Raw genomic sequence first — 1,944 nt, 5'->3', positions numbered from 1 at the left:
GGTGTATTTCTGGGTCAGCGCGATGGCGGCCGCGGCGGTGCTGGCCGGTGGCTTGGGCACAGCAGCTGTGGCACTCGTCACCGACAGCTTCGCCTCGGCGAGTGTGGCCGCCGCAGGCCGCGTGGTGTTGGCACCGCGCTGCGCGCCCACGCTGCGGTTTTGCTCAGCGAGGTTGCCGTGGGCGTTGCGTGCGAACTCGGGCAAGGCAGATGCGAGCTTGGGTTCAGCCACGCAGTCCTTCATGCAGGCCACTGCCTTCACGTCGGGCTTGCCGCCGTTGCCCAGGCCCTTGCCCGGCCACAAGCTGTGGTCGGTGGTGAACCCATTGCGGTTGGGCATCAGCTTTTGCACCTCGGCGATGTTGCGGTCCGACAGCGTGAGGTCGTCGGGCACGATGCCACCCAGGTTCAACAGATAAGCGGTGACGGCGTACACCTCGTCGGGCTTGAGCGACTTCGGCGCCGTCCAGGGCATGGCGCGGTTGATGTAGTCCCACAGCGTCGACAGTGACGACACCTTCATCAAGGTCGTGCGGCCCGGGTACCCGGTGTCGTTGAGCCGGGCCACGTGGCCGGTCTGGATGTCTTGCGCGGTGGTGCCCCCCACCAGCGGCGAGAAGGTCTGGTTGCTTTCGCCAAAAACACCGTGGCAAGAGGCGCACTTGCTTTCCCAGATCTCCATGCCTTGCGCGACCGAGCCTGAGCCTGGCGGCAAGCCTTTGAAGTCGGGGCGCACGTCGATGTCCCAGACCGCGACCTCCTTGGGCGTCGCTTCGCGGCCGATGCCCGGGTAGGCCGTCTGAGCGGCTGCCTGGGTGCCGACGGCAACCAGCAGCGCCAAGGCAGCGGTGGCCTTACGACAGCTGGACATTCTTCACCTCGCCACTCTCCTGCACGAGCCAGCTCTGCACCGAGTTGTTGTGATAGATCGAGCGCGTGCCCCGCACCGCACGCAGCTGCCGGGTCGAGGGTTGCACGTAGCCGGTGTCGTCAGTCGCACGGCTTTGGATCAGCGCCGGCTTGCCGTCCCACACCCAATCGAGGTTGAAGCGTGTGAGGCACTTGCTCAGCACCGGGGTCTCGAGGCGTGCGTTGCGCCAGTTGCGCCCGCCGTCGACCGACACGTCGACCTGGGTCACCTTGCCGCGCCCCGACCATGCCAGCCCGCTGATGTTGTAGAAGCCCTGGTCGAGCAGCACCTGRCCGCCCGACGGCGTGGTGACCACGCTCTTGCATTCCTGCGTACTCGTGTACTGGCGGTGCAGGCCGCCCGGCATCAGGTCGACGTAGTGGATGGTCTCGTCCTTGGTGCCATAGGGCTGGTCGCCCACTTCGATGCGGATCTTGTCGTCGCTGCCGTTGAGCATCAGGCGGTGCTTGGACGGGTCGATGTCCCACCAGCCCTGATGGTGGCGCTCGAAGTGAAGCCCGCTCGGCGTGACGATGCCGAACAACGACTGCAGCGGCGCGAAGGAGACCGAGGCCTGCGTCGTCGGCGTCAACCCCGGGCTTTGCCGGCGCTGCACGTTGGCTTCGAACTTCGACGGCTTGCCGTAGCCGTCGGTCACCACCGGCCGGCCCAGGCTGCGCGAATGTTCGGGCAGCTCGAGGATGTTGGGGTCACCGCCGTCGGTCACGGGGTTGGCTTGAGCCATGGCCAGCGGCGTGGCCGCTGCCGCACCCGCCGCGACAAAGGCTTTGCGGATGAAGTCGCGGCGCCCGGCTTTGGCCTCGGTGAACACCTGCACGACCCCTTCGGTGTCGAGAAAGTTCTCTGGCGCCTTGAGCAGCCGGCCGGAACGCTGGGACTCGGAATCCAAAGGGGGTCTCCTGTCGAATCGACTTCGCGCGTCATCGACGGCCGCGCCACCTGAAGCCGGTGGTCGATTGGCATTAAATCCGTCTATGCAACATGACAAATATAAGCAACCTACGATGTATAGAC

At 65.8% G+C, this 1,944-nt stretch carries 2 protein-coding genes; both read right to left on the bottom strand.

What is annotated here, in order from left to right; all coding sequences use genetic code 11:
• Nucleotides 1-870 (bottom strand): c-type cytochrome (locus tag AC1DYI_RS34665; protein WP_477208637.1); only part of this gene is annotated, 870 nt, incomplete at its 3' end.
• Entirely contained in the window at nt 854-1,819 is a 966-nt protein-coding gene (locus AC1DYI_RS34660; RefSeq protein WP_477208636.1) for a hypothetical protein, read from the bottom strand. The genes AC1DYI_RS34665 and AC1DYI_RS34660, both read right to left, overlap by 17 nt.
• Nucleotides 1,820-1,944: the final 125 nt, after the last annotated feature.

This window comes from Ideonella sp. P3_A4 (assembly GCF_056403075.1).
The sequence above is the reverse complement of the archived record's forward strand: the minus strand, read 5'-3'. Positions and strand labels throughout refer to the sequence as shown.